The 26,141-nt window shown below is 63.9% G+C and carries 25 protein-coding genes; 14 read left to right on the top strand and 11 right to left on the bottom strand.

Annotated features, from left to right (window positions below):
- Positions 1-222 precede the first annotated feature (222 nt).
- The 7 genes from cycA (at position 223) to CAG22_RS02860 (ending at position 8,231) form a co-directional block, all read left to right on the top strand.
- On the top strand, positions 223-1,629 hold the full coding sequence (gene cycA, locus CAG22_RS02890; protein ID WP_085704313.1) for a D-serine/D-alanine/glycine transporter: 1,407 nt from the start codon (positions 223-225) through the stop codon (positions 1,627-1,629).
- Between the two features lie 372 nt (positions 1,630-2,001).
- Positions 2,002-3,267: an urea ABC transporter substrate-binding protein gene (gene urtA, locus CAG22_RS02885; protein WP_085704311.1), complete on the top strand. Its 1,266-nt coding sequence runs from the start codon at positions 2,002-2,004 to the stop codon at positions 3,265-3,267.
- A 97-nt stretch (positions 3,268-3,364) separates the two neighbouring features.
- Positions 3,365-4,894 carry an urea ABC transporter permease subunit UrtB gene (gene urtB, locus CAG22_RS02880; protein WP_371916844.1) on the top strand — a complete coding sequence of 510 codons (1,530 nt, stop codon included), beginning with the start codon at positions 3,365-3,367 and terminating at the stop codon, positions 4,892-4,894.
- On the top strand, positions 4,894-5,973 hold the full coding sequence (gene urtC / locus CAG22_RS02875; RefSeq protein WP_025340800.1) for an urea ABC transporter permease subunit UrtC: 1,080 nt from the start codon (positions 4,894-4,896) through the stop codon (positions 5,971-5,973). Before urtB ends, urtC begins: the two co-directional genes overlap by 1 nt.
- Positions 5,970-6,827, top strand: a complete 858-nt coding sequence (gene urtD / locus CAG22_RS02870; RefSeq protein ID WP_170929254.1) for an urea ABC transporter ATP-binding protein UrtD — start codon at positions 5,970-5,972, stop codon at positions 6,825-6,827. The genes urtC and urtD overlap by 4 nt, the downstream gene beginning before the upstream one ends.
- A gap of 158 nt (positions 6,828-6,985) precedes the next feature.
- Positions 6,986-7,684, top strand: coding sequence for an urea ABC transporter ATP-binding subunit UrtE (gene urtE / locus CAG22_RS02865; protein WP_085704309.1), 699 nt, complete (start codon positions 6,986-6,988; stop codon positions 7,682-7,684).
- A 31-nt stretch (positions 7,685-7,715) separates the two neighbouring features.
- Positions 7,716-8,231: a GNAT family N-acetyltransferase gene (locus CAG22_RS02860; protein ID WP_085704307.1), complete on the top strand. Its 516-nt coding sequence runs from the start codon at positions 7,716-7,718 to the stop codon at positions 8,229-8,231.
- Between the two features lie 126 nt (positions 8,232-8,357).
- Here the strand turns inward: CAG22_RS02860 and CAG22_RS02855 are convergent, their stop codons facing one another.
- Together CAG22_RS02855 and cbpA are read right to left on the bottom strand one after the other, a co-directional pair.
- Complete coding sequence (locus tag CAG22_RS02855; protein ID WP_025340803.1) at positions 8,358-8,663, bottom strand: chaperone modulator CbpM; 306 nt, start codon at positions 8,661-8,663, stop codon at positions 8,358-8,360.
- Positions 8,664-8,665: 2 nt separating this feature from the next.
- Positions 8,666-9,619: a curved DNA-binding protein gene (gene cbpA / locus CAG22_RS02850; RefSeq protein ID WP_025340804.1), complete on the bottom strand. Its 954-nt coding sequence runs from the start codon at positions 9,617-9,619 to the stop codon at positions 8,666-8,668.
- A gap of 163 nt (positions 9,620-9,782) precedes the next feature.
- Here cbpA and CAG22_RS02845 point away from each other — a divergent pair, with 163 nt between their 5' ends.
- Complete coding sequence (locus tag CAG22_RS02845) at positions 9,783-11,054, top strand: Hsp70 family protein (RefSeq protein ID WP_085704305.1); 1,272 nt, start codon at positions 9,783-9,785, stop codon at positions 11,052-11,054.
- A 134-nt stretch (positions 11,055-11,188) separates the two neighbouring features.
- Here CAG22_RS02845 and CAG22_RS02840 read toward each other — a convergent pair whose 3' ends face one another.
- The 3 genes from CAG22_RS02840 to CAG22_RS02830 all read right to left on the bottom strand — a co-directional run bounded on the left by CAG22_RS02840 (position 11,189) and on the right by CAG22_RS02830 (position 13,406).
- On the bottom strand, positions 11,189-12,196 hold the full coding sequence (locus tag CAG22_RS02840; protein WP_025340806.1) for an AI-2E family transporter: 1,008 nt from the start codon (positions 12,194-12,196) through the stop codon (positions 11,189-11,191).
- 71 nt (positions 12,197-12,267) lie between these two features.
- Entirely contained in the window at positions 12,268-12,555 is a 288-nt protein-coding gene (locus CAG22_RS02835; protein ID WP_003258250.1) for a PsiF family protein, read from the bottom strand.
- A 62-nt stretch (positions 12,556-12,617) separates the two neighbouring features.
- The gene (locus CAG22_RS02830) at positions 12,618-13,406 is read right to left on the bottom strand and encodes a helix-turn-helix domain-containing protein (RefSeq protein WP_025340807.1); all 789 of its coding nucleotides are present in this window, start codon (positions 13,404-13,406) and stop codon (positions 12,618-12,620) included.
- Positions 13,407-13,630: 224 nt separating this feature from the next.
- On the opposite strand from CAG22_RS02830, the gene CAG22_RS02825 reads away from it, so the two are divergent.
- The gene (locus tag CAG22_RS02825; RefSeq protein WP_085704303.1) at positions 13,631-14,503 is read left to right on the top strand and encodes a DMT family transporter; all 873 of its coding nucleotides are present in this window, start codon (positions 13,631-13,633) and stop codon (positions 14,501-14,503) included.
- On the opposite strand, the gene CAG22_RS02820 is transcribed toward CAG22_RS02825, so the two are convergent.
- Positions 14,500-15,393: a triacylglycerol lipase gene (locus CAG22_RS02820; protein WP_085704301.1), complete on the bottom strand. Its 894-nt coding sequence runs from the start codon at positions 15,391-15,393 to the stop codon at positions 14,500-14,502. The genes CAG22_RS02825 and CAG22_RS02820 overlap by 4 nt on opposite strands.
- Before the next feature lie 123 nt (positions 15,394-15,516).
- Between CAG22_RS02820 and osmE the strand changes: the two genes are divergently transcribed.
- Together osmE and CAG22_RS02810 are read left to right on the top strand one after the other, a co-directional pair.
- Entirely contained in the window at positions 15,517-15,858 is a 342-nt protein-coding gene (gene osmE / locus CAG22_RS02815) for an osmotically-inducible lipoprotein OsmE (RefSeq protein ID WP_015271980.1), read from the top strand.
- 48 nt (positions 15,859-15,906) lie between these two features.
- A complete protein-coding gene (locus CAG22_RS02810) occupies positions 15,907-16,437 on the top strand; it encodes a bacterioferritin (RefSeq protein ID WP_025340810.1) in 531 nt (176 codons plus the stop codon).
- A 129-nt stretch (positions 16,438-16,566) separates the two neighbouring features.
- Here the strand turns inward: CAG22_RS02810 and CAG22_RS02805 are convergent, their stop codons facing one another.
- Complete coding sequence (locus tag CAG22_RS02805) at positions 16,567-18,633, bottom strand: AsmA family protein (RefSeq protein WP_085704298.1); 2,067 nt, start codon at positions 18,631-18,633, stop codon at positions 16,567-16,569.
- Between the two features lie 341 nt (positions 18,634-18,974).
- On the opposite strand from CAG22_RS02805, the gene CAG22_RS02800 reads away from it, so the two are divergent.
- The 3 genes from CAG22_RS02800 (at position 18,975) to CAG22_RS02790 (ending at position 21,679) form a co-directional block, all read left to right on the top strand.
- Complete coding sequence (locus CAG22_RS02800; protein WP_085704295.1) at positions 18,975-19,652, top strand: phage infection protein; 678 nt, start codon at positions 18,975-18,977, stop codon at positions 19,650-19,652.
- A gap of 122 nt (positions 19,653-19,774) precedes the next feature.
- Positions 19,775-20,407, top strand: a complete 633-nt coding sequence (locus CAG22_RS02795; protein WP_085587934.1) for a TetR family transcriptional regulator — start codon at positions 19,775-19,777, stop codon at positions 20,405-20,407.
- A 174-nt stretch (positions 20,408-20,581) separates the two neighbouring features.
- A complete protein-coding gene (locus tag CAG22_RS02790) occupies positions 20,582-21,679 on the top strand; it encodes an AGE family epimerase/isomerase (protein WP_085704292.1) in 1,098 nt (365 codons plus the stop codon).
- 112 nt (positions 21,680-21,791) lie between these two features.
- Here the strand turns inward: CAG22_RS02790 and CAG22_RS02785 are convergent, their stop codons facing one another.
- The 4 genes from CAG22_RS02785 to livM all read right to left on the bottom strand — a co-directional run bounded on the left by CAG22_RS02785 (position 21,792) and on the right by livM (position 26,141).
- Complete coding sequence (locus CAG22_RS02785) at positions 21,792-22,559, bottom strand: SDR family oxidoreductase (RefSeq protein WP_075046516.1); 768 nt, start codon at positions 22,557-22,559, stop codon at positions 21,792-21,794.
- Between the two features lie 695 nt (positions 22,560-23,254).
- Positions 23,255-23,971 carry an ABC transporter ATP-binding protein gene (locus CAG22_RS02780; protein ID WP_015271986.1) on the bottom strand — a complete coding sequence of 239 codons (717 nt, stop codon included), beginning with the start codon at positions 23,969-23,971 and terminating at the stop codon, positions 23,255-23,257.
- Positions 23,968-24,843, bottom strand: a complete 876-nt coding sequence (locus tag CAG22_RS02775) for an ATP-binding cassette domain-containing protein (RefSeq protein ID WP_025340815.1) — start codon at positions 24,841-24,843, stop codon at positions 23,968-23,970. Before CAG22_RS02775 ends, CAG22_RS02780 begins: the two co-directional genes overlap by 4 nt.
- Positions 24,840-26,141: a high-affinity branched-chain amino acid ABC transporter permease LivM gene (gene livM / locus CAG22_RS02770; protein WP_025340816.1), complete on the bottom strand. Its 1,302-nt coding sequence runs from the start codon at positions 26,139-26,141 to the stop codon at positions 24,840-24,842. Before livM ends, CAG22_RS02775 begins: the two co-directional genes overlap by 4 nt.

Genomic DNA, 26,141 nt, shown 5'->3' with positions numbered 1-26,141 from the left:
TGCCGGCCCTTTCGCGGGTAAACCCGCTCCCACAGTTTCTGCGCCAAGCCTTAGGGCAGCGCGGTCCCTGTGGGAGCGGGTTCACCCGCGAAGAGGCCGGCACAGGCACAACACTGCTACCCAAAAGTCGAGTCGATCTGTCGCGCCCCGAACTGGAACGCGCGTGTTAGCCTAGCCGGCTACCTCTGACAAGACGACCGACTGTCCAACGGAATGCAGCCTATGACGCAAACCTCACCCACAGCGCCAGATGAACAGCATCTGCAGCGCAACCTGACCAACCGCCACATCCAGCTGATCGCCATCGGTGGCGCGATCGGTACCGGCCTGTTCATGGGCTCGGGCAAGACCATCAGCCTGGCCGGGCCGTCGATCATCTTCGTCTACATGATCATCGGCTTCATGCTGTTCTTCGTCATGCGCGCCATGGGCGAACTGCTGCTGTCGAACCTCAACTACAAGTCGTTCATCGATTTCTCCGCCGACCTGCTCGGCCCCTGGGCGGGCTACTTCACCGGCTGGACCTACTGGTTCTGCTGGGTAGTCACCGGCATCGCCGACGTGGTCGCGATCGCGGCCTATACGCAGTTCTGGTTCCCCGAACTGCCGCAGTGGATACCGGCGCTGACCTGCGTAGGGCTGCTGCTGTCGCTGAACCTGGTAACGGTGAAGATGTTCGGTGAAATGGAATTCTGGTTCGCCCTGATCAAGATCGTCGCCATCATCGGCCTGGTCGTCACCGGCCTGTACATGGTCATCACCGGCTTCACCTCGCCCAGCGGGCGCACCGCGCAGCTGGCCAACCTGTGGAATGACGGCGGCATGTTCCCCAACGGCCTGATGGGCTTCTTCGCCGGCTTCCAGATCGCCGTGTTCGCCTTCGTCGGCATCGAGCTGGTAGGCACCACCGCCGCCGAAGCGAAGAACCCGGAACGCACCCTGCCACGGGCGATCAACTCGATCCCGGTACGGATCATCGTGTTCTACGTGCTGGCGCTGATCGCGATCATGGCCGTGACCCCATGGCGCGACGTGGTGCCGGGCAAGAGCCCGTTCGTGGAGCTGTTCGTGCTGGCCGGCCTGCCGGCGGCGGCGGGCATCATCAACTTCGTGGTGCTGACCTCGGCGGCCTCGTCGGCCAACAGCGGCGTGTTCTCCACCAGCCGCATGCTCTACGGCCTTAGCCAGGAGGGTGACGCACCCAAGGCCTTCGAGAAACTGTCGAGCCGCTCGGTGCCAGCCAACGGCCTGTACTTCTCCTGCACCTGCCTGCTGCTGGGCGCAGTGCTGATCTACCTGGTGCCGAACGTGGTCGAGGCATTCACTCTGGTCACCACCGTTTCGGCGGTGCTGTTCATGTTCGTCTGGACACTGATCCTGCTGTCGTACCTGAAGTACCGCAAGCACCGCGCGGCACTGCACCAGGCCTCGAAGTACAAGATGCCGGGCGGGCGCTTCATGTGCTACGTGTGCCTGGTGTTCTTTGCCTTCATCCTGGTGTTGCTGAGCCTGGAAGACGATACCCGCGCGGCGTTGCTGGTGACGCCGATCTGGTTCGTGCTGCTGGCGGTGACCTATCAGGGTGTGCGCAGCAAGCGCCATCCGCGCACGGCAGTGCGTAACGGCTGATGACCCTGGGGGCTGCTCTGCAGCCCTTTCGCCGGCAAGCCAGGCTCCCACCTCGACCGCATCGACCTCAAGTCATGCGTTATCAACTGTCTTGTGTTGCCTGTACTGGCCTCATCGCCGGCAAGCCAGCTCCCCCAGGGACAGCGCATGGCTCGAGGCCGATGCGGTCGAGGTGGGAGCTGGCTTGCCAGCGATGGGCCGCACAGCGGCCCCAATCCTGTGCACACAAATCCATCAGGCACCAACCTGGATCCAACCAACGCCCCAACACCTCGCACAACCCCTCTATTGCGCACCTTCCGCCGTTAGGCACACCCCTTGCAACACCCCTCCCCGCTTGCCCAACACATAAAAACTCAGCGGAGAGAGCACATGAAGCGACGCAGTCTGATCAAGGCCTTCACCCTTAGCGCATCGATTGCCGCAATGGGCCTGAGCTGGAGCATCCAGGCCGCCGAAACCATCAAGGTCGGCATCCTGCATTCGCTGTCGGGGACCATGGCCATTTCCGAGACTTCGCTCAAGGACATGGCGCTGATGACCATCGAGCAGATCAACGCCAAGGGCGGCGTGAACGGCAAGCTGCTCGAACCGGTGGTGGTCGACCCGGCCTCCAACTGGCCGCTGTTCGCCGAAAAGAGCCGACAGCTGCTGACCCAGGACAAGGTGGCAGTGGTGTTCGGCTGCTGGACCTCGGTGTCACGCAAGTCGGTGCTGCCGGTGTTCGAAGAGCTTAACGGCCTGCTGTTCTACCCGGTGCAGTACGAGGGTGAAGAGATGTCGCCGAACGTGTTCTACACCGGAGCCGCGCCCAACCAGCAGGCCATCCCGGCCGTGGAGTACCTGATGAGCGAGGACGGCGGCAGCGCCAAGCGCTTCTTCCTGCTGGGCACCGACTACGTCTACCCGCGCACCACCAACAAGATCCTGCGTGCCTTCCTGCACAGCAAGGGCGTGGCCGACAAGGACATCGAAGAGGTGTACACGCCGTTCGGCCACAGCGATTACCAGACCATCGTCGCCAACATCAAGAAGTTCTCCGCCGGTGGCAAGACCGCCGTCATCTCCACGGTCAACGGCGACTCCAACGTGCCGTTCTACAAGGAGCTGGCCAACCAGGGCCTGAAGGCCACCGACGTGCCGGTGGTGGCGTTCTCGGTGGGCGAAGAAGAACTGCGCGGCATCGACACCAAGCCGCTGGTGGGCCATCTGGCGGCGTGGAACTACTTCGAGTCGGTGGATAACCCGGTCAACCAGAAGTTCGTCGCCGACTGGAAGGCCTATGCCAAGGCCAAGGGCCTGCCAGGCGCCGACAAGGCGGTGACCAACGACCCGATGGAGGCCACCTACGTGGGCATCCGCATGTGGGCGCAGGCGGTGGAGAAAGCCAAGTCCACCGATGTCGACAAGGTGCGCGAGGCACTGGCCGGGCAAAGCTTCGAGGCGCCGTCCGGTTTCACCCTGACCATGGACAAGACCAACCACCACCTGCACAAGCCGGTGATGATCGGCGAGATCCAGGATGACGGGCAGTTCAGCGTGGTGTGGGAAACCGAGCAACCGCTGCGGGCGCAGCCATGGAGCCCGTTCATTCCCGGCAACGACAAGCGCCCTGATTACGCCGTGAAAGGCAACTGAGTGCACTGGGGCTGCTTTGCAGCCCAATCGCCGGCAAGCCAGCTCCCACAAGGAAAGCACCGCCCTCAAGGCCTGTGGATGACCTGTGGGAGCGGGCATGCCCGCGAAGAATCCACCGCCGATTTCCAGGATTACCCGCATGCTCAGACTGCTGCTCACCCTGCTCCTGCTGATGCCCTTGGCAACCCAGGCCAGCGAGGGCGAATTCTTCCTCGCTGCCAAGCCCGCCGAGCAAGCCCGCCTGCTCGAAGGCTGGGCCGCGCAACCCGATGCCGCCCGCCTGCCGCTGCTGGACAACCTGCGCCAAGGCCGCATCGCCGCCGACGACACGCGCAAGGTGCGCCTGAACAACCGCCTGCGCGGCCTGATCGACAATGCCCTGGCCAGCCACCAGTTGCTCAGCGACAACAGCGACATCCGCCTGGCCGCTGCCCAACAACTACAGAAAAGCGCGCAACCGGCGCAAATGGCCTTCCTCGACCGGCGCTTCGCCAGCGAACCGGATGCCGCCGTGCACGCCGCCCTCGGCCTGGCCCTGGCCAACCTGCAACTGGGCGCCAGCGAACCAGCGGTACGCCTGGCTGCCGTGCGCCTGCTCGGCGAAACCGGCGACCCGCTGGCCCGCACCCGCCTCGAAGCCTTGCTGCAACCCAACGCGGAAACCGACCCGGGCGTGCGCACAGCCGCCGAAACCAGCCTGGCCCAGGTGCAGCGCAAGCTGCTGGTGGGCGAACTGCTCGGCCAGGCTTTCAGCGGCCTGTCGCTGGGCTCGATCCTGCTGCTGGCAGCCCTTGGCCTGGCCATCACCTTCGGCCTGCTCGGGGTGATCAACATGGCCCACGGCGAAATGCTGATGCTCGGCGCCTACAGCACCTACATGGTCCAGGTACTGCTGCAGCGCTACGCCCCCGGCGCCATCGAGTTCTACCCGCTGATCGCCCTGCCGGTGGCGTTCGCCATCAGTGCCGGGGTCGGCATGGCGTTGGAGCGCACGGTAATCCGCCACCTGTATGGCCGCCCACTGGAAACCCTGCTGGCGACCTGGGGCATCAGCCTGATCCTGATCCAGGCCATCCGCCTGCTGTTCGGCGCGCAGAACGTCGAAGTCAGCAACCCGGCCTGGCTGTCGGGGGGCATCCAGTTGCTGCCCAACCTGGTGCTGCCATACAACCGCCTGGTGATCATCGGCTTCGCCCTGGCCGTGGTACTGCTCACCTGGCTGCTGCTCAACCGCACACGGCTGGGCCTGAACGTGCGCGCAGTCACCCAGAACCGCAACATGGCCGCCTGCTGCGGCGTGTCCACCGGGCGCGTAGACATGCTCGCCTTCGGCCTCGGCTCTGGCATCGCCGGGCTAGGCGGCGTGGCCCTGAGCCAGGTCGGCAACGTCGGCCCGGACCTGGGCCAGAGCTACATCATCGACTCGTTCCTGGTGGTGGTGCTCGGCGGCGTCGGCCAGTTGGCCGGCAGCCTGTGGGCAGCCTTTGGCCTTGGCATCGCCAACAAGCTGCTGGAGCCGCAGATCGGCGCCGTGCTCGGCAAGATCCTCATCCTTGCGTTGATCATTCTGTTCATCCAGAAGCGCCCGCAAGGCCTGTTCGCCCTCAAGGGACGGGTAATCGACTGATGAACCAGCCACTGCTTGTCACCGCTACGCAAAAGGCCGGGCCACGCCTGACCCTGGCCATCGGCGCCGTCGTCGTCCTGCTGCTGGTGGCCCTGCCGCTGCTGTCGCTGCTGCCGGCGGACCATGCCCTGCAAGTGTCGGCCTACACCCTGACCCTGGTCGGCAAGATCCTCTGCTACGCCATCGTCGCCCTGGCCCTGGACCTGGTCTGGGGCTACGCCGGGCTGCTGTCGCTGGGCCACGGGCTGTTCTTCGCCCTCGGTGGCTACGCCATGGGCATGTACCTGATGCGCCAGGCCGCCGGTGACGGCCTGCCGGGGTTCATGACCTTCCTGTCGTGGAGCGAGCTGCCGTGGTACTGGGCCGGTACCCAGCATTTCGCCTGGGCCCTGTGCCTGGTAGTGCTGGCGCCTGGGCTGCTGGCACTGGTATTCGGCTGGTTCGCCTTCCGCTCGCGGATCAAGGGCGTGTACTTCTCGATCATGACCCAGGCGCTGACCTTTGCCGGCATGTTGCTGTTCTTCCGCAACGAAACCGGCTTTGGCGGCAACAACGGCTTTACCAGCTTCCGCACCATCCTTGGCTTCGACATTGCCGCCCAAGGCACCCGCGCGGTGCTGTTCCTGCTCACCGTCGGCCTGCTGCTGGCCAGCCTGTACCTGTGCTGGCGCCTCACCCGCAGCAAGTTCGGCCGCCTGCTCACCGCCGTGCGCGACGCCGAAAACCGCCTGATGTTCTGTGGCTACGACCCACGCGGTTTCAAGCTGCTGGTGTGGGTGCTAAGCGCCGTACTGTGCGGCCTGGCCGGTGCGCTGTACGTACCGCAGGTGGGCATCATCAACCCCAGCGAGATGTCGCCGACCAACTCCATCGAAGCCGCCGTATGGGTGGCCCTGGGCGGGCGCGGCACCTTGATCGGCCCGCTGCTCGGCGCCGGCCTGGTCAATGGCATGAAAAGCTGGTTCACCGTGGCCTTCCCGGAGTTCTGGCTGTTCTTCCTCGGCGCGTTGTTCATCCTCGTCACCCTGTACCTGCCCAAGGGCGTGGTCGGCCTGTTGAAGAAAAGGAGCCAGCCATGAGAGGCGTGCCCCCGGTCCACCCGGAATTCATGCTCGAACCGGTGTTCGACAACCTCGGCGCCGGCCGCGACGCCATCGGCCTGGGCCACAGCCGCAAGGCCGGCCTCGATACCCGCCATGGCACGGTGCTGAGCCTGGAAGACATCAGCGTCAGCTTCGATGGCTTCAAGGCGCTGAACGCGCTGAACCTGTACATCGGCGTGGGCGAGCTGCGCTGCATCATCGGCCCCAACGGGGCCGGCAAGACCACGATGATGGATGTGATCACCGGCAAGACCCGGCCCGACAACGGTACGGCCTATTTCGGTGACACCCTCGACCTGACCCGCATGAGCGAATACCAGATCGCCCAGGCCGGCATAGGCCGCAAGTTCCAGACGCCCACGGTGTTCGAGGCGTTGACGGTGTTCGAAAACCTGGAGCTGGCGCTGAAGACCGACAAGTCGGTGTGGGCCAGCCTGGCAGCGCGCCTGGGTGGTGAACAGCGCCAGCGCATCGAGGAGGTGCTGGGCACCTTGCGCCTGCTGCCGCTGGCCCAGCGCCAGGCGGGCTTGCTGTCGCATGGGCAGAAGCAGTTCCTGGAGATCGGCATGTTGCTGGTGCAGGAGCCGCAACTGCTGTTGCTGGACGAGCCGGTGGCGGGCATGACCGATGCCGAGACCGAGTTCACCGCCGAGCTGTTCAAGGGGTTGGCAGGCAAGCATTCGCTGATGGTGGTGGAGCATGACATGGGGTTTGTCGGCAGCATTGCCGACCATGTAACCGTGCTGCACCAGGGCAGCGTGCTGGCGGAAGGGTCGCTGGAGCAGGTGCAGGCGGATGAGCGGGTGGTCGAGGTCTACTTGGGCCGGTGACCGGCATTTGAATTTTTGAAGCCTGTACCGGCCTCTTCGCGGGCTTGCCCGCTCCCACAGGAAACCCACAGTTTTCGAGCCCTGTGTAGTACCTGTGGGAGCGGGCAAGCCCGCGAAAGGGCCGGCACAGGCACAGCAACAATTTCAGGAATACACACATGCTCAAGATCGACACCCTGCACCAGTACTACGGCGGCAGCCATATCCTCCGGGGCCTGTCCTTCGAGGCCAAGGTCGGCGAAGTCACCTGCCTGCTGGGCCGCAACGGCGTTGGCAAGACCACCCTGCTGCGCTGCCTGATGGGCCTGGTCCCGGCCCGCGACGGCAACATCGAATGGGAAGGCAAGCCGATCACCAGCCTCAAGCCCCAGCAACGGGTCCACGCCGGCATCGCCTACGTGCCCCAGGGCCGCGAGATCTTCCCGCGCCTCACTGTCGAAGAGAACCTGCTGATGGGCCTGTCGCGCTTCCCCGCCCGTGAAGCGCGCGAAGTACCATCCTTCATCTACGAACTGTTTCCCGTGCTGGAACAGATGAAACAACGCCGTGGCGGTGACCTATCCGGCGGCCAGCAGCAACAGCTGGCAATCGGCCGTGCCCTGGCCAGCCGCCCGCGGCTGCTGATCCTCGATGAGCCCACCGAGGGTATCCAGCCTTCGGTCATCAAGGAAATTGGGGCTGTCATCCGTCGCTTGGCAGAGCGCGGTGACATGGCCATCCTGCTGGTGGAACAGTTCTATGACTTCGCTGAGGAGCTGGCCGACCAGTATCTGGTGATGGCCCGTGGCGAGATCATCCAGCGGGGCCGTGGCGAAAACATGCAAGCCGAGGGTGTGCGTGGGCTGGTAACCATTTAATCTGCAAGCAACTACCCTGCGAGACGCTGTCATGAGTCATGAAATCCGCGACGCCCTGCCTAACGACGTGCCGGGCATCCTCGACATCTACAACGACGCGGTGCGCAACACCACGGCGATCTGGAACGAAACCCCGGTGGACCTGGCCAACCGCCAGGCCTGGTTCGATGCACGTGCGCAGCAGGGTTACCCGATTCTGGTGGCGGTGGATGAGAGCGGGGTGCTGGGCTATGCGTCGTTTGGCGACTGGCGGCCGTTCGAGGGTTTTCGCCTTACCGTTGAGCATTCGGTGTACATCCGCGGCGACCAGCGTGGCAAGGGGCTGGGTCCGGTACTGATGGCGGCGCTGGTCGAGCGTGCGCGCGCGTGTGGCAAGCATGTGATGGTGGCGGCCATCGAGAGCGGCAATGCAGCGTCGGTGCGCCTGCACGAGCGGCTGGGCTTCGTGTTGACCGGGCAGATGCCGCAGGTGGGGGTGAAGTTTGGCCGGTGGCTGGACTTGACCTTCATGCAGCTGGTGCTGAACCCGGGGGCAGAACCAAGCTGAATTTGATTTTGCCTGTACTGGCCTCTTCGCGGGTAAACCCGCTCCCACAGGTACTGCACACATCTCAGGAATCGTGCGATTCCTGTGGGAGCGGGTTCACCCGCGAAGAGGCCGGGCCTGCAAACCTCACATCTGGGTAAACCTGCCCAACCGCTGCCTCAGCATGTTGTTCTCGCTGCGCAACTGCTGCACTTCCTGCAGCAGCTCCAGCGCCAGCGCCACCCCTTCCCACTCCAGTTCCAGCTCCTGATGCAGCTTCGCCGCACGTTTGGCCAACAACGGCGCCTGATCGTCGAACAACCAGTCCTCCGGCGTTCGGCCGGAAGGTTCGACAATGCCGTGCTCGACGATTTCGATCACGCAGTCAGCCGTGATATCGGCCTCCTGACACAAGGTACGCATGTCCAGTTGAACGATCAGGGTGCTGCTCATGATCACTTACTCCATTGTGTCCTCGGGTTGAACGCAGCCTTCTCGGAAAGCTTGGTCCACAATTCGCGGGCAGACTCGTCGGATGCTGGCGGCATGACCACTTTCAGCTGCGCGTAAAGGTTGCCGCGCTCGCCACTCTTGTTGGCCAGGCCCTTGCCCGGCACGCGCAGGCGCTGGCCGCTCTGGCTGTCGGGGCGGATGGTGAGGTTGATCTTGCCGTCCAGGGTCGGCACGGCCACCTTGGCGCCCAGTGCGGCCTCCCACGGTGCCAGCGGCACGGTGATGATCAGGTCATGACCTTCGACATCGAACAGCGGGTGCGGTGCCATGCGAATGGTCAGGAACAGGTCGCCATTGGCCCCGCCACCACTGCCCGGCGCGCCCTGGCCCTTGAGGCGGATGCGCTCGCCGTCGGTCACCCCTGCCGGGATCTTCACGTTCAGGGTCTTGGTAGTGAAGCCGGTGCGCTGGCCCATGGCATTAGTCTGCGGCACCTGGAAGCTGATCTGCTTGGACTCCTTGCTCAGGGTCTCTTCAAGGAATACCGCCAGTTCTAGCTCCACGTCCTGCCCCCGCCTGCCGGCGCTGCGTTGCTGCTGCCGGGCACCACCGAACGGGTTGCCGCCCCGGCCACCAAAGATCGAGCTGAAAAAGTCGGAAAAATCACCGCCTTCGAAACCACCGCCACCGCCGCGGCTTTCCCAGCCCGGTGGTGCCTGGAACGGCCGGCCATGCTGGCCGCCGTACTTGCGGATTTCGTCGAATTCGGCACGTTTCTGCGCGTCGCCCAGCACTTCGTAGGCCTCGTTGGCCTCCTTGAATTTTTCCTCGGCGTCGCGCTCCTTGCTGACATCGGGGTGATACTTGCGCGCCAGCTTGCGGTACGCGGCCTTGATCGCCTTGTCGTCCGCCGTGGGCTCTACGCCGAGTATCTTGTAATAGTCTTTGAAGTCCATCTATGGATCACCAATGTGAATGTGCGTGTTGCAAAAGAAGATAGGGGTCAAGCATAGCCTTTCAAGACCGCCTTGGGTTTGCTCCATGGCAGACGACCGGTCTTGATTCTGTAGCCAACTGGCATACACTGCGCGGCCGTTTTGCCTCCGGAAGCTCATTCCCATGTCTGACGTATCCCCGGCCCGCGCCCTGGGCATCGACTTTGGCACCTCCAACTCCACGGTCGGCTGGCACCGCCCCGGCGTCGAGTCGCTGATTGCCCTGGAAGACGGCAAGATCACCTTGCCCTCGGTGGTGTTCTTCAACATCGAGGAGCGTCGCCCGGTATATGGCCGCCTGGCACTGCACGAGTACCTGGAAGGCTACGAAGGCCGCCTGATGCGTTCGCTGAAAAGCCTGCTGGGTTCCAAGCTGATCAAGCACGACACCAGCGTGCTGGGCAGCGCCCTGCCATTCAAGGACCTGCTGGGCATGTTCATCGGCGAGCTGAAAAAACGCGCCGAGGCCGCTGCCGGGCGTGAGTTCGAGCAGGTGGTGCTGGGCCGCCCGGTGTTCTTCGTCGACGAAGACCCGGCCGCCGACCAGGAGGCCGAGGACACCCTGGCCGAAGTGGCGCGCAAGATCGGCTTCAAGGATGTGTCGTTCCAGTACGAGCCGATTGCCGCGGCCTTCGACTACGAGTCGAGCATCAGCCGCGAAGAGCTGGTGCTGATCGTCGACATCGGCGGTGGTACCTCGGACTTCACCCTGATCCGCCTGTCGCCCGAGCGCCACCTGGTGGCCGAGCGCCAGAGCGACATCCTCGCCACCGGCGGTGTGCACATTGGCGGTACCGACTTCGACAAGCAGCTGAGCCTGCAGGGCGTGATGCCGCTGTTCGGCTACGGCAGCCGCATGAAGAGCGGCGCGCTGATGCCGACCAGCTATCACCTCAACCTCGCCACCTGGCACACCATCAACGCCCTGTACTCGCAGAAGTCGCAGCTGGCGCTGGGCAGCATGCGCTATGACATCGAGGACACGCTGGGCATCGACCGCCTGTTCAAGCTGATCGAAGAGCGTGCCGGGCACTGGTTGGCGATGGAAGTGGAGGCCAGCAAGATCGAGCTGACCGAGCAGCAGAGCCGCCACGTCGACCTCGGCCGCATCGAGCGCGAGCTGAGCGTGGACCTGTCACGAGCGCTGTTCGAGGGGGCTATCGAAGGGTTGCTGGAGCGGGTGCGTGGTAGCGTGAGCGAACTGCTGGCCAAGGCTGGAGTGAGCGAAACACAGGTCGATACGGTGTTCTTCACCGGCGGTTCCAGCGGGATTCCGGCGCTGCGCAACAGCGTGTCGGCGATGCTGCCGAATGCGCGGCATGTGGAAGGCAACATCTTTGGCAGCATTGGTAGCGGGCTGGCCATTGAGGCGCGCAAGCGCTATGGCGTAGCCTGAGCCATCCCTTTCACCTGTGCCGGCCTCTTCGCGGGTAAACCCGCTCCCACAGGGTCCCCGCAAGTCTTGAGAGAAGTGGCGTACTTGTGGGAGCGGGTTTACCCGCGAAGAGGCCGGTACTGGTCAACAAAGAATCAGACCAGTTCGGCCCGCTTCAGCTCACTCTTCAGGTAGGCATAGTAGATCGGCCCCGCCACCACCCCCGGCAGCCCGAACGCCGCCTCGAACACCAGCATCGCCAGCAGCAGTTCCCACGACTTGGCACTGATCTGCCCGCCCACGATCCGCGCGTTGAGGAAGTACTCAACCTTGTGGATGACGATCAGGTAACCCAGCGCCGCCGCCGCCACCCAGATCGACAGCGACAGGCCGACGATGGTGATCAGGGTATTCGACATCAGGTTGCCGATCACCGGCAGCAGGCCCAGCAGGAAGGTCAGCACGATCAGCGTCTTGGTCAGCGGCAGGTGCACGTCGAACATCGGCAGCACCACGGCCAGGAAGATGCCGGTGAAGGTGGTGTTGAGCAGCGAAATCTTGATCTGCGCGAAGACGATGTTGCGAAACGCCTGCACCAGCAGGCTCAGGCGCTCGAACAGCGCCGCCGCCAGCGGCTTGCGCCGGGAGATGTCGGGGATGCGCTGCAAGGCGACGATGGCGCCCAGGATCATGCCGATCAACAGGGTGACGAACATGTGCGCCATGCCCTTGCCCACCAGCTGCAGGTCGCTCAGGTGGCTCTTGATCCAGTCACCGATGGCCACCTTGAACTCCGCGGCACTGGCCGGCAGGTAGCCTTCGATGAACGGCGGCAGCTGCCCGCGGGCGCGCTCCACCAGGGCCATGAACTTGTCCAGCGAGGCCCCGGGGTTTTCCGCCTCGTGCAGCAAAAAGCTGAAAGCACCGGCAAACAGCAGGGTCAGGGTGCTGACCACCAGCGTGCCGAGCAGCGCTACAGCCAGCCAGCGGGCACGCTGCCCGGCAATCAGCGGCTGCAGCCGCGGCGTGAGCATGTTGACCAGCTCGAACACCAGCAGGCCGGCCAGCAGGCTCGGCAGCAATTTCAGGGGTAACGCCAGCAACAGGCCGGCAAACACGATGATCCAGCTGGCCAGGGTGACCTGGCGGGGGGTGAAGGTCATACAGCCTCAACGGCAGACAACGGGAAAGACCCGCAGTCTGCCAGCCTTACGTCTGCAGGCATAGGCGCAGGTCATTTCTTCTTCAGGCAGTCGCTCATGAACGCTTTGCGTTCGTCACCCTTGAGGGCCTTGGTGGTGGCGTCGGCGTTGCAGGTTTTCATCTTCTCTTGCTGGGTTTGTGGCACATCCTTCTTCAGGCAAGTGCTCATGAAGGCTTTGCGCTCATCGCCCTTGAGGGCCTTGGCGGTGGCGTCGGCGTTGCAGGTTTTCATCTTTTCCTGCTGCGCGGTATTGGCGGCGAAGCCTTGGGCGCTGAACAACACCGCCAATACCAGTAAGGGGATTTGCAGCACTTTCATGGAGTAGTCTCCTTGGCTCCGCGCCCGATGCACGGGGGTCGAGCTGAGTGTAGCCAAGAATTTCAACGCCCTGCCCGTGCCTGGCGGCGGTATTGCTCGGGCGTGCACTGGGCCTGGCGCTGGAACATGGCGATGAACGCCGAGGCGCTGCTGTAGCCCAGGTCGAAGGCGATGGCCTGGATCGGCTGGCCGGCCTCCAGCGCTTCGATGGCGCGCAGAAAGCGCAGGCGCAGGCGCCATTCGCCAAAACTGATGCCCAGTTCACGCAGGAACTGGCGGGCCAGGGTACGTTCGCTGACATGCACCTTGGCGGCCCAGTCGGCCAGCGGGCGGTTGTCGCCCGGCTCGGCACCGAGGGCATCGAGCACCTGGCGCAAGCCTTCGCTGTGGGCAAACGGCAGGTAGCAGGCCTGGGTGGGCGCCAGCAGCAGCTGGTCGAGCAGCACTTGCACCAGGCGCTGGTCGCGCTCGCCCTCGGCCACCCGCAGGTCGCGCCGGGCGAAGTCGGCGAGGATGGCCTTGAGGATGTCGCTGATCATCAGGCTGCACGGTTGCTGCGGCAGTGCGGCGCACAGGCTGCGGTCCAGGTAGACCGAACGGTAGACGATGGCCTGCGGGTTGTAGCAGCCATGCTCGGTGTCGGGCGGCACCCACACGGCGTATTGCGGCGGCGACAGGAAGTGCTGGCCGGCGACCTCCAGGTGCATCACGCCGTGGGCGGTGTAGTTGAGCTGGCCCCAGGCGTGGCGATGCAGGGCGCTGCGGGTGTCGGCACCGAACTCGTCGTGGCGGAAGTACACCGGGGCCGGGAGCCGGGTGAACTGGGGAATGTCGAGGTATTTGCGCGGCATGCTGTCTGCTTTGCGGGGTGGGTTGTCTGGATAGGAGTATAGGCTTGTTGACAGACAGTTGATAATGGCTGCCATCGGGGCCTGCTGCGCAGGCCTTCGCGGGCTTGCCCGCTCCCACAGGGATATCACAGGCCTGAAAGCTGGCGCAGATCCTGTGGGAGCGGGCGAGCCCGCGATGGGCTGCAAAGCAGCCCCAATCCAAGCCCCAACGAGTAACCTGCTACATGAACTACCTGTTCCCCCTGACCGCCATCCTGATATGGGCCGGCAACACCGTGGTCACCAAGATGTCCGCCGGCGCCATCCATCCCGCCGAGATCGGCTTCTACCGCTGGCTGCTGGCCGCGCTGTTGTTCACCCCGTTCCTGCTGCCCGCCGTGTGGCGCAATCGCGCGGTCATTCGCCCGCACCTGGGCAAGGTTTTCGTGCTGGGCGTTCTGGGCATGGCGCTGTACCAGAGCCTGGCCTACTTCGCCGCCGGCATCACCAGCGCCACCAACATGGGCATCATCCTTTCGCTGATGCCACTGATGTCACTGGCACTGTCCATCGCCTGGCTGGGCCAGCGCCTGAGCTACGGCGCCCTGCTGGGCGCGCTGGTGTCATTTTTCGGCGTGCTTGAAGTGGTCAGCGCCGGCCACCCCGCCAGCCTGTTGCAACAAGGCCTGAACAGCGGCGACCTGCTGATGCTGGTGGCCACACTGGCCTACGCGCTGTACAGCTTCCTGCTGAAGAAATGGCAGCTGCGCCTGCCGCCGATGCAACTGCTGTACCTGCAGGTGCTGGTAGCCATCGTCGTACTGCTGCCGCTGTTCGTGCTGTCGGACAAGACTGGCCTGAACAGCCGCAACATCGGCCTGGTGCTGTACGCCTGCGTGCTGGCCTCGATGATCGCGCCCCTGGTATGGATGCAGGCCGTGCACCGCCTGGGCCCCAGCCGCACCACGCTGTTCTTCAACCTGCTGCCGCTGGTCACGGCACTGATCGCCGCCGTGGTGCTCGACGAGCAGCTGGCCCGCTATCACCTGGTCGGCGGCCTGCTGACCCTGGCGGGCGTGGTGCTGGCCGAGCGCTGGACCACACCGATCCGTCGTTAGAGCCCTGCCGCCTTGAGCCGGGCGGCATGTTCGGTGAACAGCCGCACCGGTTCGGCACCCTTGCCCACCGCACCAAGCGACTGGTTGACGATATCCAGGTGGTCGAGCGGGTAATCGTCGCCGATCACCTGCCCCAGGTGCGAACTGAAGCGCCCGACCATTCCGTCGCAATGGCCCCTTTCCTTGACGAAACTGCGCGCGAACAGGCGGCAGAAGTGGCTGCTGCCGTCGAAACGGTTGCGTCGCTGGTCGGTCAGGCCGGGCTGCAAGGTGCCTGACCAGGAGTAATAGCGCACGCCATCGACCTCATAGGCCCCTTCCCCACCCCAGGAGGTGCCTGGCAACCCCTGTGGATAAGCCTGGTTGAACAGCGCCACCCCGGCGCTGGTCAACGACTGGTGCGAGGCGTGTACATCCACCGGCAGCGGGTCGCGGCGCCAGCCGGTTTCCAGCCACACCAGCAGCACGGCCAAGCCATGCAGCACAGCCTTCAGGATGCGCCCCTGCGGGGAATCGCCCGGTGCCGTACGCTCCAGGTAGTCGGCCAGTTCCGAGCCATGGTTGGGCCCCGCCACCGAAGTGACCGAAGCCACCCGCCCGGGCCGCCTGGCAGCTGCGTAGCGCGCGCTCAGGGCACCCTGGCTGTGGCCGATGAGGTTGACCTTTTCCGCTCCGGTGCGCAGGCAGATGTCTTCGATGATCGCCAGCAACTGCTCGCCGCGCACCTCGCTGGAATGCAGTGGCGAAACCTGCACCGGGAACACCTGCGCCCCGCCCTTGCGCAGGGCCGGCACGATGCCGAACCAGTAGGGGTAGAGCACTACCCGGACAAAACCGAGCATGCCCGGCACCAGCACCAACGGGTATCGCGTGGCCAATTCCTGCTGCATTGCCCCAGCCCCTTTCCGTGGACGACCGGCCAACACTACAGCGGCCTTGATGACCATCGCAATCGAACTCCCGGCGCGCGCTGCGGTTCCAAACCACACATACCCTTTGCAAGGAGCGGGACCATGTACAAGCAGACCCTGGCAATTCTTCTGGCAAGCGCCACCCTCGCCGCCTGCGGCAGCCGCCCGGAAAACCCGGTGGACTACGTCACCTACCGCGACGAGCCGCTGGTCAAGCAGGTGGAAAAAGGCATGACCATGCAGAAAGTCATCGCCATCGGCGGCAGCCCGTCCAACGTGATCGACCTCCCCCATGGCGGCACCTGCAACGACTACATCCTCAACCACGATGGCCACCAGCAGCCCTACTACGTGCGCTTCGACGCCACCGGCCATGTCGACGCCAAGGGCTTCAAGACTTGCAAACAACGCGAAGAAGACAGCGACGCCGTCCACGGCGCCTGAGCCTTCCAGGCCATATCCATGACCACCCTGATGTTCCAGGAGATGAACATGAATGCGACTGAACTGACCGATGTGCAAACCCTGCGCGAACGTGCCCGCCAGCATGTCGAGCAAGGTGCGGTGACCGAGGGTTACGATGCTGATCGCCAACAGATCCTGCGCCTGCTCAATGATTCACTGGCCACCGAACTGGTCTGCGTGCTGCGCTACAAGCGTCACTACTTCATGGCCAGCGGCATCAAGGCCAGCGTGGCTGCCGATGAATTCCTCGAGCATGCCAACCAGGAAGCCGAGCACGCCGACAAGCTTGCCGAACGGATCGTGCAGTTAGGTGGAGAGCCGGATTTCAACCCGGACAACCTGAGCAAGCGGTCTCATGCCCAATATGTGGCGGGCACTTCATTGAAGGAGATGGTGCTGGAAGACCTGGTGGCGGAGCGGATCGCCATCGATAGCTATCGCGAGATCATTCGGTACATTGGGGATAAAGATCCGACTACGCGGCGGATTTTTGAAGACATCCTCGCGCAGGAAGAAGAGCACGCGGACGATATGTCCGACCTGTTGCAAGGCTTGTGATTCTTGGGGGCGCTTTGCGCCCCTTTCGCGACACAAGGCCGCTCCCACAGGTATTTCACAAGTCTTTAGGGCTGTGAAATACCTGTGGGAGCGGCCTTGTGTCGCGATGGGCCACGAAGCGGCCCCCTGCTATTTCCGCTCTTTCACCACCGCCGGCGCCTTGCCCGCCTTCATCTGCTGCAACAGCGGCGTGCACTGGTTGGGATCATCCCCGCTGCTAGGCGCAATCAGCGCCAGCAACCCCGCCGCCGGCCCGGCAACCACACCCAACGCCACCATCCCCGCCCCGCGCAACGCCAGCGGCACCGCCTGCACCCCGGCACTGGGCTTGGCGAACGGCCCGCGCACATACAGCGGCGAGCGCAGCGAGAACAGCCGCAGCCCTTTCGATTCAGGGGTAATTTTCAGGTCCAGCTGCTCCGTGGCGAAATTGGCCGTGCCGTTGATGTAGATGATCGCGTTCTCGGTATCGAAGATGAACAGGCGCGTGGTCGCCAGGCCATCCTTGATGCCCACGTCAGCCGCTGCACAGTTGATCTTCACATCCTCATCACCAAACAGCTTGCCGACCACATAGTTGCCCACGTTCAACCCGGCAATCTCCATCAGGCTGCGGCTGATGGCGCCATCGTTGATCAACATGCGCAGGTCGCCATTGGCCGTGCCCAGCAAGGCGGCTACCGAGTTGCCCCGGCCGGTGATATCGGCATCGCCATTCAACTCACCGAAGCTGGTCTGCATCGGCGCAAAGGATGGGAACAACTGCTTGAGCTTGAAGCCCCGCGCCGTCAGCCGGGCACGTCCCTGCAACGGTACGTTGCGGCCATCCAGGCGGATCCTGGAAGCGAGATTGCCGCCAGCCACGCCAAAACGCAGGGGCTCCAGGCGCAGCAGGCCGTCCTCCAGTATCACGTGGGCCGACAGGTCGTTGAACGGCAGTTGCGCGCTGTGCACGATGCGCTTGCCGGCGAAGGTGACGTCGGCGTCCATCGTGCGCCAGCGCTCGGTGCGGAACTCTTCCACCGGCAGCACCTTGCCCGCCGGCTGCTTGCTGGCACCCCCGCGGGCCTTCTGCTCGGCGTTGGAGTCGGCGCCGATCAGCGGCGCCAGGTCCTTGAACAGCAACTGGTTGGACACCAGGTTGCCGGACAGCTTGGGCCGTGGCTGGCTGGCAACGAAGGCCAGGTCGCCGTGGATATCGCTGTCACCGATCTTGCCGTTGAAGCCCTGGTAGTTGAAGGTCGCCCCTTGCGCCGCGTGCAGGTTGGCGCTGAGGTGGCCGTCGGTGGAATAGGCCGGGGTGTCGGGCAGGGTTACGCCGGTCAGCGGGTAGAGGTTGCCCAGGCTGGCCCCGGACAGGCGCAGGCGCAGGTCGAGGGCGCCGAGGTTGCGCGGGTCGGTCAGGGTGCCGGCGAGCACCACATGGGTGTCGGCGATGCGCACGTCAGCCTGCAGCGGGAACGGCTGGCTGGCGTCCTGCAGGGCCAGCAGGCCGCCGATCTTGCCGGTACCGGACACCGGCTGGCCTTTGTAGCGGCCCTGGGCCTTGAGCCCGAAGGCGTAGTCCTGCGCGGCACCGGCCTTCTCGGCGCTGGCCTTGCCAACGATGTCGCTGAACGGGACAGGCTTGCCCAGCGGGTCGATCTGCACCTTCATGCTGGTTTTCAGGGTTTGGTCATCGAAGCTGACATTGCCCTGGTCGAAGCCGATGGCGCCAATGTCCAGCTGCCATTTGGAAGGCTCTGCGTTTTCATCCTTGGGGCCGAAGTCGAAGGCCCAGTTGGCGCGGCCATCGGCCAGGCGGGTGAGGCTGGCTGTGGGCTTGGTCAGGTCGATGCGCGGGATGCTGATCTGCTGGAACAGCAGCGGCAGCGGCGCCAGGCGGAACGCCACGCGCTCCAGGCCGACCATCTTCGGTTCCTTGAGCCACTCGGGGTTGCCCAGGGTCAGGTCTTCGGCAATGAAGTGCGGCCAGGGCACCCAGGCGCGCCAGCCCCCCTCTTCTGGTTCGGTGCGCCAGTCCACGGCAAGGTTGCCATTGATCGCGAAGGGCCGCTGCAGGGCCTCGGAGACTTTCTCGTTGAGCAGGGGCTTGACGCGGTTCCAGTCGAAGGTGGCGATCACCACCACCAGGATCGCCAGCAGGGTCAGCAGGCTGGTGAAGGTCCAGACGAGGATTCTGGCGGGACGCGTCATTGCGTGGTTCTCCTTGCGGTATGGCACAGAACAGGTGCAGCGGTGGCACTCAATATCTCGGACTGATGAAAACCCGTGGGGTTTTATCGATGGCGCCATGATAGCGAAGTTTTTCCTGGCCTTTTGCTCAGCAATTCGTCGCGACAGGCCATACGTGTTACCCGCAAACATCGCCATCAAATTGCCACCTTCCGGCCTGGAAAGTGCTGTCTAGAGCAGCTTGCAACCTCTATCAATACGGTCGATTGTTACCATTACCCGTATGAACTTCTCTCTGGCGTTACCCGGCGTAGCATTGGCTCCGTACCCACTTTCCAGCCCCCGAGAGGAGCACCGAAATCATGAAACGCCATCTGCTGACCCTGACCCTGTCCATCCTGGCCGCCAACGCTTTTGCCCTGCCAGCCGACGAGCAACACCTGACCGCCGAATCGCGCTCCAGCGCTGCCGAAATCGCCCAGCCGCTGAAAACCGTTGCCGAAGGTGGTGCTGATCGCCTGATCGAACGTAGTGGTCGTGTTGCCGAAGGCGGCTCGGATCGCCTGATCGAACGTAGTGGTCGTGTTGCCGAAGGCGGCTCGGATCGCTTGATCGAACGTAGTGGCCGTGTTGCCGAAGGTGGCTCCGATCGCCTGATCGAACGTAGTGGCCGTGTTGCCGAAGGTGGCTCCGATCGCCTGATCGAACGTAGTGGCCGTGTTGCCGAAGGCGGCTCCGATCGCCTGATCGAACGTAGTGGCCGCGTTGCCGAAGGTGGCTCCGATCGCCTGATCGAACGTAGTGGCCGCGTTGCCGAAGGTGGCTCCGATCGCCTGATCGAACGTAGTGGCCGCGTTGCCGAAGGTGGCTCCGATCGCCTGATCGAACGTAGTGGCCGTGTTGCCGAAGGTGGCTCCGATCGCCTGATCGAACGTAGTGGCCGCGTTGCCGAAGGTGGCTCCGATCGCCTGATCGAACGTAGTGGCCGCGTTGCCGAAGGTGGCTCCGATCGCCTGGTTGAACTCAGCCGTGTGAGCTGATCACCATGGCCGAAAAGAACAACCTCTGTCACAACGCTTGCTCCCCTCCAGGCCCGGTCCATTGACCGGGCTTTGTTTTTTTAACTAGAGTGCCCAGCCTTACCGCCACAGAAGCCCGCACCATGCTGCCGCGCGCCGAACAGAAGCTACAGACCCGCCAGGCCCTGCTCGATGCCGCCTGCCAGCTCATGGAGAGTGGCCGTGGTTTCGGCAGTATCAGCCTGCGCGAAGTGGCGAAGACGGCCGGCATCGTACCCACCGGCTTCTACCGGCATTTTTCCGACATGGACGCCCTGGGCCTGGCCCTGGTTGCCGAGGTCGACACTACCTTCCGCCAGACCATCCGCCTGGTGCGCCAGAACGAATTCGAACTGGGCGGCATCACCGACGCCTCGGTGCGCATCTTCCTCGACGTGGTCGCCGCCCACCGTGCGCAGTTCCTGTTCCTCGCCCGTGAGCAGTACGGCGGTTCGCAGGCCGTACGCCAGGCCATTGCCCGCCTGCGCCAGGACATCAGCGACGACCTGGCCACCGACCTGGCGCGGATGAAGCGCTGGCAGCACCTGGACGGCGCAGCGCTGGCGGTGATGGCCGACCTGGTGGTGAAAACCGTGTTCGCCACCCTGCCAGAGCTTATCGACAGCCCCGAAGCGGGTTATCCACAGGCGTTGACGCCACAGGAAAAGATCACCCAGCAGTTGCGCTTCATCTTCGTGGGGGCGCGGCATTGGCAGGGGTTGGGCAACCCGGGCTGATCGGTAGCCTGTACTGGCCCTATCGCCGGCAAGCCGGCTCCCACAGGATCACCACAGGCCCGCGCAATGTGAAGTACCTGTGGGAGCTGGCTTGCCGGCGATAGGGCCGGCACAGGCTACCCACAACCCAGTTCTGCTACCATGGCGCCCTGCCCGACAGCGACGAGCGCCGAAATGTCCGACCCCCGCCCCACCCTGCCCGAACTGGCCCGCTTCAACCAGCACTTCGCCGAACGCATCGTGCCGTTGTGGCAAGGCCCGGGCTGGAACGCCGACATGGCCCTGCCCTACGAGGCACTGGACGCCCAGCACCAGCCATTGCCGGTGCAGCGCTACCGGGCCATGGCCTGCGCGCGTCAGCTGTACCTGTTCAGCAGCCGCATCGGGCAACCGGGCGCAGCCGAGCGTGCGGCCGCCTTGTTCCGCTCGCTGCAGAAGCACTTCCACGACGCCGAACACGGCGGCTGGTTCTACAGCATCGACGCCCAGGGCAAACCGCAGGACCGGCGCAAGGACCTCTACACCCACGCCTTCATCGTCTTCGCCTGTGCACATTACTGGGGCAAGGTGCGTGAAAACCTGGTGGAGTCCACGCTGAACGCCGCGCTGGACATCATCGACCAGCAGTTTGCCCGCGACGACGGCCTGTACGAAGCCAGCCTCGCTGAAGACTGGGCCGACCTTGGCAGCGGCCCGCTGCAGAACCCGCAGATGCACCTGGCCGAAGCCTTCCTGCAGGTGCTGGCGGTGCGTGACGACGAGCATGCCCAGCAGTCGTTGCTGCACCTGTGCGCGGCGCTGCAGGAGCACTTCATCGACCCCGCCCACGGCCTGATGCTGGAAAAGCCACGCGGCACTGTGGATAACTGGTTCGAGCCGGGGCACCAGTTCGAGTGGTTCTACCTGCTGCATACCTCGCCACTGCTGCGAGATACGCCGCTGCATGCGTCCATCGACCAAGCTTTCGGCTACGCCGAGCAGTACGGGGTGAAGGACACCGCGGTACTGGCGATGCTGGATGTGGATGGCCAGGTGCTCGATGCCACCCAGCGGATCTGGGCGCAGGCGGAATACCTGCGGGCGCTGGTGTTGCGGGCAGGGGGCGAGGCGAAGCTGGCCGGGCAGTTGCAGGCGCTGGAAGCGCGGTTCCTGCGTGAGGCGGGCTGGTATGAGTGCCGGGATGGGCAAGGTAGTGTCAGCCGGCATGATATGCCTTCTACTACGCCCTATCATTTGGCGACTTGCCTGGAAGGGCTGCAGCGCCTGAGCTGACGCCATCGCCGGCAAGCCAGCTCCCACAGGTACAGTGCGGCCTTGAGAAATGCGCCATCCTGTGGGAGCTGGCTTGCCGGCGATGGGCCGCATAGCGGCCCCGCTTTTCTGATCAGCCCTTGACCGATCGGTCGATCGAGAACCCTGCCCAATCCTGGCTCACCGGCATCAGCTCCAGGCTGTTGATGTTGATATGCGCCGGCTGGTTGAGGATCCAGAAGATGGTTTCGGCAATGTCCTGCGGCTGGATCGGCTCGGCACCGGCATAGGTGGCGTCGTATTTGGCCTGGTCACCGCCGAAGCGCACCAGCGAGAACTCGCTCTCGCACAGGCCCGGCTCGATGTTGCTCACGCGCACGCCCGTACCCCGCAGGTCGCAGCGCAGGCTCAACGAGAACTGGCCGACGAAGGCCTTGGTGCCGCCGTACACGTTGCTGCCCGGGTACGGGTAGTTGCCCGCCACCGAACCTACGTTGAGGATCGACGCCCCACGGCCATGGGCGATCAGCCGTGGCAGCAGCAGGCGGGTGGTGTACATCAGGCCCTTGATGTTGGTGTCGACCATGGTTTCCCAGTCGTCCAGGCTGCAGTTCTGCGCCGCGTCCACACCCAGCGCCAGGCCTGCGTTGTTGACCAGGCCGCGCAGCTTGTCGAAGCCGGCCGGCAGGCTGGCGATGGCCTGCTCCATGGCCTTGCGGTCACGCACGTCGAGCACCAGGCCATGTACTTCGGTCTTGGCCGACAGTTCGGCGCACAGGGCGTCCAGGCGCTCCTTGCGGCGGCCAGTGAGCACCAGCTTCCAGCCGGCTTCGGCGAAGCGGCGGGCAGTGGCCTCGCCGAAACCGGAAGTCGCGCCAGTGATGAATACGGTGGACGTCATGCTCTGTTCCTCACGGTGGATTGTCATCGGCAGGCTTGCAGCATGCCCGCGCCGGGCGCTTGCAGCAACCCGCCCGGGGCACTGTTCATTTTTTGATCATATGCGGCAAACCCTTGCAGCAGAGGGCTCGGCACCAGCTATGCGCACGTTATCCACAAGGCTTTCCCCACGGATTGGGGGCAACTTGTCCATGGTGAGGAACCCTTTCAGCGACTTGTGGTCGGTGGATATCTTTTCGGTGATGGCGCAAGGCTTTCAAGCATGCCGCCTGCAGCGGTCTGTCCAAGGTTTTTTCACAGGGTTATCCACAGGTTTTGCGCGAGCCTTGGAATGAATGCAGGACTCTGAAAAACCTGGGAAAATCATCCACAAGGCGCCTGTGATCAAAAAACGATCATGAAGCTGCAGGGCTTGGTATCAAAGGGCTTGAGCGAAATGCCACCATGTTTTCCACAGGCGGTTCCACATTATCCGTGGAAAAGATCGGGCCTGTGGAAACAAGGGCTTGGGATGGGCTGGTGATGCGTGAACGGAGAGGTGTGGTAGAAGTTGTCCACATCCAGAATGGGGCTGCTTTGCAGCCCATCGCCGGCAAGCCAGCTCCCACAGGGACCACACAGGCCCTGAGGGCAGCGCAGTACCTGTGGGAGCTGGCTTGCCGGCGAAAGGGCCGCAAAGCGGCCCCCGCATGCAACTCAATGCCCGCCGAGATAGGCGTTACGCACTTCCTCGTTGACCAACAGCTCCTGCCCCGTGCCGCTCATGCGAATCTGCCCGTTGACCATCACATAAGCCCGGTCCGACAGTTTCAGCGCATGGTTGGCGTTCTGCTCCACCAGGAAGATGGTCATCCCGGTCTTGGCCAATTCACGCAAGGTCGAGAAGATCTGCTTGACCACGATCGGCGCCAGCCCCAGCGATGGCTCATCCAGCAGCAACAACTTTGGCCGGCTCATCAGCGCGCGGGCAATAGCCAGCATCTGCTGCTCGCCACCGGACATGGTCATGGCCCTCTGGTTACGCCGCTCTTTCAGGCGCGGGAACAGCTCGTACATGCGCTGCATGTCTTCATCGGCATGCTTGTCACCGATGGGAATGGTACCCATCATCAGGTTCTCCTCGACGGTCATGTCGGGGAACACCCGGCGCCCTTCCGGCGACTGGGCGATGCCGTTGGAAGCGATGTAGTGCGACGACTTGCGAGTGATGTCGGTGCCGCGGTACACGATATGCCCCGACGCCGCCCGCGGCTGGCCGAAGATCGACATCAGCAGGGTCGACTTGCCGGCACCGTTGGCGCCGATCAGGCTGACCGTCTCGCCCTCGTTGATGTGCATCGAGACCTTTTTCAGCGCCTGGATCGGGCCGTAGAACACGTCCAGATCCTTCAGTTCGAGAATGGGTGCACTCATACCAGTTCCTCTTCATCGGCACCCAGGTAGGCGGCGATCACCGTCGGGTTGTGGCGGATATCCTGCGGCGCGCCTTCGGCAATCACGTTGCCGTGGTCGAGCACCACGATATGGTCGGAAATGCTCATGACCATGCCCATGTCGTGTTCGATCAGCACCACGGTGATGTCGTGCTCGTCGCGCAGCACGCGGATCATGCGGCTGAGAGCTTCGGTTTCCTGTGGGTTCAGGCCAGCTGCCGGTTCGTCCAGGCAGATGATCTTCGGCCGCGTGCACATGGCCCGGGCGATTTCCAGGCGGCGCTGCTGGCCGTACGACAACTCGCCAGCCAGTCGGTTGGCGCAATCGACCAGGTCGACCACCTCCAGCCAGTAGAACGCGTGGTCCAGTGCGTCACTCTCGGCCTTGCGGTAGGCCTTGGTGTTGAGCACCCCGGCCAGCAGGTTGCGGTTGACCCACATGTGCTGGGCCACCAGCAGGTTCTCCACCACCGACATTTCCTTGAACAGGCGAATGTTCTGGAAGGTGCGTGCCAGGCCGGCGCGATTGACCAGGTGGGTACCGCCGAACATCTTGTAGTACATGCGGTTGGCAAAGCGCGCCGGCGAGACGAAGTCCGCCACCTGGAAGCGCTCGCCGAGCAGCTGGATGACATTGGTGTGGCTGCCGCGCACATTCAGCTCGATGCGCCCGCCACTGGCCTTGTAGAACCCGGTCAGGCAGTTGAACACGGTGGTCTTGCCCGCACCGTTGGGGCCGATCAGGGCGAAGATCTGGTTGCGCCGGACCTTCAGGCTGACATCGCTGAGCGCCTTGATGCCACCGAACTGCATCATCAGGTTGTCGACCGAGAGAATGATATCGTCGCTCATGGCGCCACTCCTTTACGCGGGGTCACACCGGTACGGCTGATGCGGATCAGCCCACGCGGTCGCCAGATCATCATCAGCACCATCAGCACACCGAACAGCAGCACGCGGTATTCGGAGAAGCTGCGCAGCAGCTCGGGCGCCACGGTCAGCACGAAGGCCGCGATCACCACACCTACGGTCGAGCCCATGCCACCGAGCACGACGATGGCGAGGATCAGCGCCGACTCGAAGAAGGTGAACGACGACGGGTTGACGAAGCCCTGGTAGGTGGCAAAGAACACCCCGGCCAGGCCAGCGGTGGAAGCGCCCAGGGTGAACGCCGAGAGCTTGACCAGCACGTGGTTCAGGCCCATCGAGCGGCAGGCGATCTCGTCTTCGCGTAGCGCTTCCCAGGCACGGCCGACCGGCATGCGGGTCAGGCGATGCTTGATGTACAGCACGGCCAGCACGACGATGAACAGCACTGCGTAGATGAACACGAACTTGAGGTTGGCGTTGTAATCGAAGCCGAAGAACTCGTGGATCGGTACCCCACCGTCCTTGGCCCTACGGCCGAACTCCAGGCCGAAGAAGGTCGGCGCCGGTGCCGGCATGCCGTTCGGGCCGCCGGTGAACGACAACCAGTTGTTCAGCACCAGGCGGATAATCTCGCCGAAGCCCAGGGTCACGATCGCCAGGTAGTCGCCGTGCATCCGCAACACCGGGAAACCGAGTATGCACCCCGCCAGCGCCGCAGCTATGGCCGCCAGTGGCAGCACGCTCCAGAAGCCCAGGCCAAGGTACTGGTAACCCAGCGCCAGGCCGTACGCACCGATGGCATAGAACGCCACGTAGCCCAGGTCGAGCAGACCGGCCAGGCCGACCACGATGTTCAGCCCCAGGCCCAGCAGCACGTAGATCAGGCCGAGGATGACCACGGTCAGCAGGTACTTGTTGGCGAAGATCGGGAAGACGATGGCGATCACCACCAGCGCAGGGATGATATAGCGCAGCCGCGATACGTAGTCCGGCGCGCGCACATGCACGCCCGAACCACCGCTTTCGAAGCCTTGGAGCATGCGCGAGCCGGCGGCCGTCTGCAGGTACAGGCTGAGCAGGAAGCGCCCCAGCATCACCCCGCCGACCAGCCAGGCCACACGCCGCGGCTCGGCATTGAAGGTGTAGCCGTCTAGCACCACGCCGACCACAGGGCCAAACACGATGAGTGCCAGCAGGCCGGCGACGATGGTCTCCAGCAGGCTGCGTTTGATGTCGAAACTTCTGGTTTCAGTAACGGAGGCAGTTTTGGCAATGGACAT

Source organism: Pseudomonas sp. B8(2017), assembly GCF_002113575.1.
Classification (GTDB): domain Bacteria; phylum Pseudomonadota; class Gammaproteobacteria; order Pseudomonadales; family Pseudomonadaceae; genus Aquipseudomonas; species Aquipseudomonas putida_Z.
Note: the sequence above shows the minus strand (reverse complement) of the source record. Positions and strands in the feature narration are given on the sequence as shown.